Origin of the sequence: Micromonospora sp. DT68 (assembly GCF_049847245.1) — a bacterium.
Classification (GTDB): domain Bacteria; phylum Actinomycetota; class Actinomycetes; order Mycobacteriales; family Micromonosporaceae; genus Micromonospora; species Micromonospora profundi.
In genome coordinates, this window is sequence record NZ_JBNCNZ010000017.1 from 134724 (window position 1) to 141566 (window position 6843).

2 protein-coding genes and 1 pseudogene are annotated in these 6843 nt (G+C 67.5%); all 3 read left to right on the top strand.

Annotated features, from left to right (window positions below; translation table 11 throughout):
• Positions 1-19: 19 nt before the first annotated feature.
• Positions 20-3550, top strand: a complete 3531-nt coding sequence (gene dnaE, locus ACPXB1_RS25585) for a DNA polymerase III subunit alpha (RefSeq protein ID WP_355632832.1) — start codon at positions 20-22, stop codon at positions 3548-3550.
• 217 nt (positions 3551-3767) lie between these two features.
• Complete coding sequence (locus ACPXB1_RS25590) at positions 3768-5822, top strand: AfsR/SARP family transcriptional regulator (RefSeq protein WP_355632830.1); 2055 nt, start codon at positions 3768-3770, stop codon at positions 5820-5822.
• Positions 5823-6407: 585 nt separating this feature from the next.
• Positions 6408-6843, top strand: a pseudogene (locus ACPXB1_RS25595) (FG-GAP repeat domain-containing protein); the annotation flags it as partial.

Sequence of the window (6843 nt, forward strand, 5' to 3'; positions counted from 1 at the left end):
CTGCCGGGGGGCGCCACGCATGGCTGATTCGTTCGCGCATCTGCACGTGCACACCGAGTATTCGATGCTCGACGGGGCGGCCCGCCTCAAGGATCTGTTTGCCGAGGCCAAGCGTCTCGGCATGTCGGCGGTGGCGATCACCGACCACGGCAACATGCACGGCGCGAACGACTTCTACAACCAGGCGATGGCCGCCGGGATCACCCCGATCCTCGGCGTCGAGGCGTACGTGGCGCCGGAGTCGCGCTATCACAAGGCGCGGGTCAAGTGGGGTCGGCCGGAGCAGAAGAGCGACGACATCTCCGGTAACGGCGCGATCACCCACAAGACGATGTGGGCGAAGAACGCGCAGGGGTTGAAGAACCTGTTCACCCTCAACTCGCGCGCGTCCATGGAGGGGCACTACGTCAAGTGGCCCCGGATGGACATGGAGCTGATCGCCGAGCACGCCGAGGGGATCATGGCGACCACCGGCTGCCCGTCGGGCGCGGTGCAGACGCGGCTGCGGCTGGGCCAGTTCGACGAGGCGCTCAAGGTGGCCGCGAGCTACCAGGACATCTTCGGTAAGGACAACTACTTCCTGGAGATCATGGATCACGGCCTCTCCATCGAGAGCCGGGTCCGCGAGGGGCTCACCGAGATCGCCCGCAAGCTCGACATCCCGCCGGTGGTCACCAACGACTCGCACTACACGCACGAGGCGCAGGCCACCGCCCACGACGTGCTGCTCTGCGTGCAGACCGGCAGCAACATCGACGACCCGAACCGGTTCCGGTTCGAAGGTGGCGGCTACTTCATCAAGAGCGCCGACCAGATGCGCGCGGTGGACTCGTCGGAGCTGTGGCAGGAGGGTTGCCGCAACACCCTGCTTGTCGCCGAGAAGGTCGACCCGAAGGGCATGTTCGAGTTCCACAACCTGATGCCGCGCTTCCCGGTGCCCGAGGGCGAGACCGAGGAGTCCTGGTTCCGCAAGGAGACCTTCGCCGGCCTGGCCCGCCGCTACCCGAACGGCATCCCCGAGGGGCACGTCGTCCAGGCCGAGTACGAGCTGGGTGTCATCAACCAGATGGGCTTCCCGTCGTACTTCCTCGTGGTCGCCGACTTCATCCAGTGGGCCAAGAGCCAGGGCATCTCGGTGGGTCCGGGCCGTGGTTCGGCCGCCGGCTCGCTCGTCGCGTACGCGTTGGGCATCACCGACCTGGACCCGATCCAGCATGGCCTGATCTTCGAGCGGTTCCTCAACCCCGAGCGTGTCTCGATGCCGGACGTCGACATCGACTTCGACGAGCGTCGGCGTGGTGAGGTGATCAAGTACGTCACCGACAAGTGGGGTGAGGACAAGGTCGCCCAGATCGCCACCTTCGGCACGATCAAGGCGAAGGCCGCGATCAAGGACTCGGCCCGGGTCCTCGGTTTCCCGTACGCGGTCGGCGACCGGATCACCAAGGCGATGCCTCCGGCCGTGATGGGCAAGGACATCCCGCTCACCGGCATCTTCGACCCGAAGCACCCCCGCTACGCCGAGGCCGGCGAGATCCGCGGCCTGTACGACTCGGACCCGGACGTCCGCAAGGTGATCGACACGGCGAAGGGCATCGAAGGGCTGATCCGGCAGACAGGTGTGCACGCTGCCGGCGTCATCATGTCCGCCGAGCCGATCATCGAGCACATCCCGCTGATGCGTCGCGACGCCGACGGGGCGATCATCACGCAGTTCGACTACCCGACCTGCGAGTCGCTCGGGCTGCTGAAGATGGACTTCCTCGGCCTGCGCAACCTGACGATCATCGACGACGCGGTCAAGAACATCGAGCTCAACCACGGTACGAAGCTCGACCTGCTGGCCCTGCCGCTTGACGACAAGGCCGCGTACGAACTGCTGGCCCGTGGCGACACCCTCGGCGTGTTCCAGCTCGACGGCGGGCCGATGCGGTCACTGCTGCGGCTGATGAAGCCTGACAACTTCGAGGACATCTCGGCCGTCCTGGCGCTGTACCGACCCGGCCCGATGGGCGTCGACTCGCACACCAACTACGCGCTGCGCAAGAACGGCCTCCAGGAGATCACCCCGATCCACCCGGAGTTGGAGGAGCCGCTGCGGGAGATCCTGGCGCCCACCCACGGCCTGATCGTCTACCAGGAGCAGGTGCAGCGCGCCGCGCAGATCCTCGCCGGCTACACGCTCGGCCAGGCGGACCTGCTGCGCCGGGCCATGGGTAAGAAGAAGAAGGAGATCCTCGACAAGGAGTTCATCCCGTTCCGGGACGGCTGCCGCGAGCGCGGCTACTCCGACGAGGCCATCCAGGCGGTGTGGGACGTCCTGGTGCCGTTCGCCGGGTACGCCTTCAACAAGGCGCACTCCGCCGCGTACGGCCTGGTGTCCTACTGGACTGCGTACCTGAAGGCGCACTACCCGGCCGAGTACATGGCAGGGCTGCTGACAAGCGTCGGCGACGACAAGGACAAGATGGCGCTCTACCTGTCCGAGTGTCGCCGCATGCGGATCCAGGTGCTCCCGCCGGATGTGAACACCTCGGCCGGGCCGTTCACCCCGGTCGGCAAGGACATCCGCTTCGGCCTGGCGGCGGTGCGCAACGTCGGCGCGAACGTCGTCGCCTCGATCATGCGGTGCCGCCAGGAGAAGGGCGACTACACCGACTTCTACGACTTCCTGTCCAAGGTGGACGCGGTGGTCTGCAACAAGAAGACAATCGAATCGCTGATCAAGGCTGGCGCGTTCGACTCGATGCAGCACCCCCGCAAGGGCCTGCTCACGGTGCACGCCGACGCCATCGACGCGTACGCCGATGTGAAGCGCAAGGAGGCGGTCGGCCAGTACGACCTCTTCGGTGCCGGCTTCGGTGACGCCGAGACGGGCAGCACGACGGTGATGCCGGTGATCGGCGACAGTGAGTGGGACAAGCGCGACAAGCTGGCCTTCGAGCGCGAAATGCTCGGCCTGTACGTCTCCGACCACCCGCTGTTCGGCCTGGAGCACATCCTCAACGCGGCGGCCGACACCACGATCGCATCCCTGGCCGAGGACGGCGCTGTGCCCGACGGGGCGGTGGTCACCCTCGCCGGCATCCTCTCCGGCGTGCAGCGTCGGGTCACCAAGCAGGGCCGCGCGTGGGCCTCGGCCACCCTGGAGGATCTGGCCGGCGGGGTGGAGACGCTGTTCTTCCCCAACACCTACGAGGTGGTCGGCCAGTACATCGCCGAGGACGCCATCGTGGTGGTCAAGGGTCGGGTGGACCGCCGAGACGACACTCCACGGATCATGGCGATGGACATGTCCATGCCGGACGTCAGCACCAGCGCCACCAACAAGCCCGTCACCCTCACCATCCCGGTGCACAGGTGCACGCCGCCGCTCGTGGAACGGCTCAAGGAAACCCTTGTGCTGCATCCTGGCGACACCGAGGTGCACGTCAAGCTGCTCAACGGCGGTCGGACCACCACCCTGCGGCTGGGTCCGTTCCGGGTGGCGGCGACGACCGCGCTGATGGGCGACCTGAAGAGCGTCCTCGGCCCGGCCAACGTGACCTGACCAGTCTCGTTTCCCCGCACCGGGCTGTGCTCGCCTGCTATTGACTCCGCAGGGCCCCGACTCTTCCCATTGCGCCAGCGCCTTCTCCCAAACCCCGTCCGGTGGCGACGAAGAACGGGGTCGAATGCTGCGGCTTGATCGTGTATGCATAGCCGCGACATCGATTCAAGCTGCTTCAACGGGGGAGATGGGCTTGGAGTTTCGAATGCTGGGCCCGGTGGAGGTATCGATCGCCGGCCGAGTCGTACCACTCGGTGGACAGAAGCCGAAGGCGTTGTTCGCCGCGCTGTTGGTCGACAGCGGTAAGAACCTATCGGTAGCACGCCTGATCGAGGCGATCTGGGGGGAGCAGCCGCCGGAAACGGCGCGGGCGGTGGTGCAGACGTACGTGTCCACCCTGCGCCAGGCGTTTGCTCGGGTGGGCGCTCCGGCCCTGATCGTCCGGCAACCACCTGGATACCTGTTGCAGACCAATGGCGCCAGGGTAGACCGGGACGCATTCGAGGCACTGTTCGCAGAGGGCCGGCAGGCATTGGCCGACCACCGGTATCACGAGGCGGTCGATCTGCTGCGGGACGCCACCCGCCTGTGGCGGGGAGGCGCGCTGGAAGGCATTGACAGCGAGTTGCTGTCGTCGGCGGCGACACGACTGGACGAGATGCGACTCGTCGCCGTCGAGGAACGGGTCGGCGCGGAGATCCAACTCGGCCGGCTGGACTCGGCCTGTCTGGAGCTGACCGAGCTGGTCCACCGGCACCCCTACCGGGAGCGGTTCCGGGCGCAGTTGATGGTGGCGCTCAACGGCCTCGGCCGGCGCTCGGACGCCCTCGCGGTGTATCGCCAGGGGCGGCGGCTCCTGGTCGAGGAGATGGGCATCGAACCCAACGCGCACCTCCGCGCGGTGCACGAGATGGTGCTCCGCGACGACGGGAGGAACAGGCCAGTCGACCTGGCCCGGCCCGTGACAGCGGTCCGCCGCCCGGTGGCCTGGCCCGGCAGCGCCGAAAGCACTCGCCCGGCGCTGCTGCCACCGGTGGCAGCGGACTTCACCGGACGCGCTGACGAACGCTCGGCGCTGGTCGTCGCCCTGGGTCCGGTCACCACCGGCGCGGCGGCGCAGGTGCAGGTGCAGGTGATCGTCGGACCGCCGGGGGTCGGAAAATCCGTCCTGGCGGTTCGGGTGGCGCACGACATCGCGAGGGACTATCCGGACGGCCAGCTCTACGCCGACCTGGGCGGGGCGGTGGGGAAACCGGCCGATCCGGGCGACATCCTCGGTCGGTTCCTGTCGATCCTCGGCTGGGCCACGAGCCTCACGCCCGACACCGTCGAGGCACGCATGGAGCGTTACCGCACTCTGCTCGACGGGCGCCGGATGCTGATCGTGCTGGACGACGCCGACAGCTCCCACCAGATCCAGGCGCTGTTACCCGGTGCCAACAGCTGCGCGGTCGTGGTTACCTCCCGGCGTCGTCTCGGTGGCCTGCCCGGGGCCCGGTTCACCGAACTCGGCGCCATCGGGCCGGGCGATGCCGGGGCACTGCTGCGCCGGATCGTCGGCAGCGATCGGGTGGAGGCCGAGCAGGGCGCGGCGGAACGGATCCTGCACTACTGCGCGGGCCTCCCGCTGGCCGTCCGCGTTGCGGGGACCCGACTGGTCCATCGCCAGGGGTGGCCACTGGAAATCATGGCGGACCGACTGGCCAACGAAGCCCGCCGGCTTGACGAACTAAGTGTCGACGGCGATTCGGTCCGAGGGCGACTCGACTCGAACTGTCGCGCGCTCGGGCCCGAGGCACGACGTGTTCTGCTCGCGCTCGGCGCGCTTCGGCTCACCGACTTTCCCTCGTGGGTGGTGCAGGCGACTCTGCCGTCCTCTGCCGTGGCAGCCGAACAGGCGGTCGAAGAGTTGGCCGACGCGCAGGTGGTCGGCTTCACCCGGGTCGACCCCCGGGGCCAGCTCTGGTACCGGATGAACGAATTCTTCCGCCTCTACGCCCAGGGCTGGGCCGAGCGGGAGATTCGACTCTCCGATCGACGCGACATCGTGTGCCGGGTGATGCACGCCTGGCCTCGGGACACGGCGGTGCCCAGGCCGGTTGGCGAATCCTCCGGGACGGGATGCGCTGTGCACCAGGCCGACGACGAGGAGCTTGACCGGATCATCCGCACGGTGCGGATGGCCCTCAGCGCCCTGGCCCACGGCGGGCTACCAACCCCACTCGCGCGGACGGTTTCCCGGGCAGCTCGGAGGCTTTCGATCATGCTCTGATCGGGCTGAACAGAGCCATCAGTGGCGACAGCGTAGAAGCATCCCCAACGAGCTGCGCGATCGTGCGGTGCGTTGTATCGGGAGCCACGCGAGCGAGCATGGTCGCTTCAACACGTTCTGCAGCGTAATTGATGAGGTTCTCCAGGACACGGAGGAATGCTGTCGCCCAGCGGGAAGGGCTCGGCCGGTGCTGTCGCAGCGGCCTCAGTTCGGAATGGTCAGGACGTGACGCCCGGACGGGTATCGACGACCGTCCTGACCCGCCTATCCCCCGACAGTCGACGTGGAGGAGCAATCTTGCAAAGAGGAATGTCCACTGTGCTTGGTCGCAGTGCGGCCGCTTTTGTCGGCGCCACTATGGTGCTGGCCGCAATGCCGTGTGTGGCGTCGGCTGATCCCGGGGGAACCCCGCTGCCGTCGAAGCCGGTGCCCGCGCTGGCCTCGCCGGCTCTGGCGTATCAGACGGTTGCCTGCGATCCGAGGGGGACGACCAGCCTCGACGCGGCGCTGGCCACGAGCCTGAACAGCCAACTCAGGGCCGACATGCGCGGTTACATGAACGCCTACCGCACATCCTGCGCCCGGATGATCGTTAACGCGGCAAAGGCCCGAGGGCTGGCCCAGCGCGCCGCGGTGATCGCCGTCACGACGGCCATCGTCGAGACGCACCTGCAGAACATCAGCGAGGAGGTCGACCACACCAGCTTGGGGCTGTTCCAGCAGCAGGAGTGGTGGGGCAGCCGGGCGCAGCGGTTGAACGCCACCTGGGCGACCAACAAGTTCCTCAGCGTGATGGAGAGCAAGTATCCCAACAGGTCCTGGATGACCGCCCCGATCGGCGAGGTGTGCCAGACGGTGCAGGTGTCGGCGTACCCGGACAGATACCAGGTCCAGGCCGGCGACGCCCAGATCATCGTCAACGCCCTGTGGGACGGAGCGGGAACTGCGGCGCCGGCGTTGATGCGTGATGACGGTGACGGGACGATGACGTTGTGGCGGTGGTCGTCGTCGGGTTCGTCGT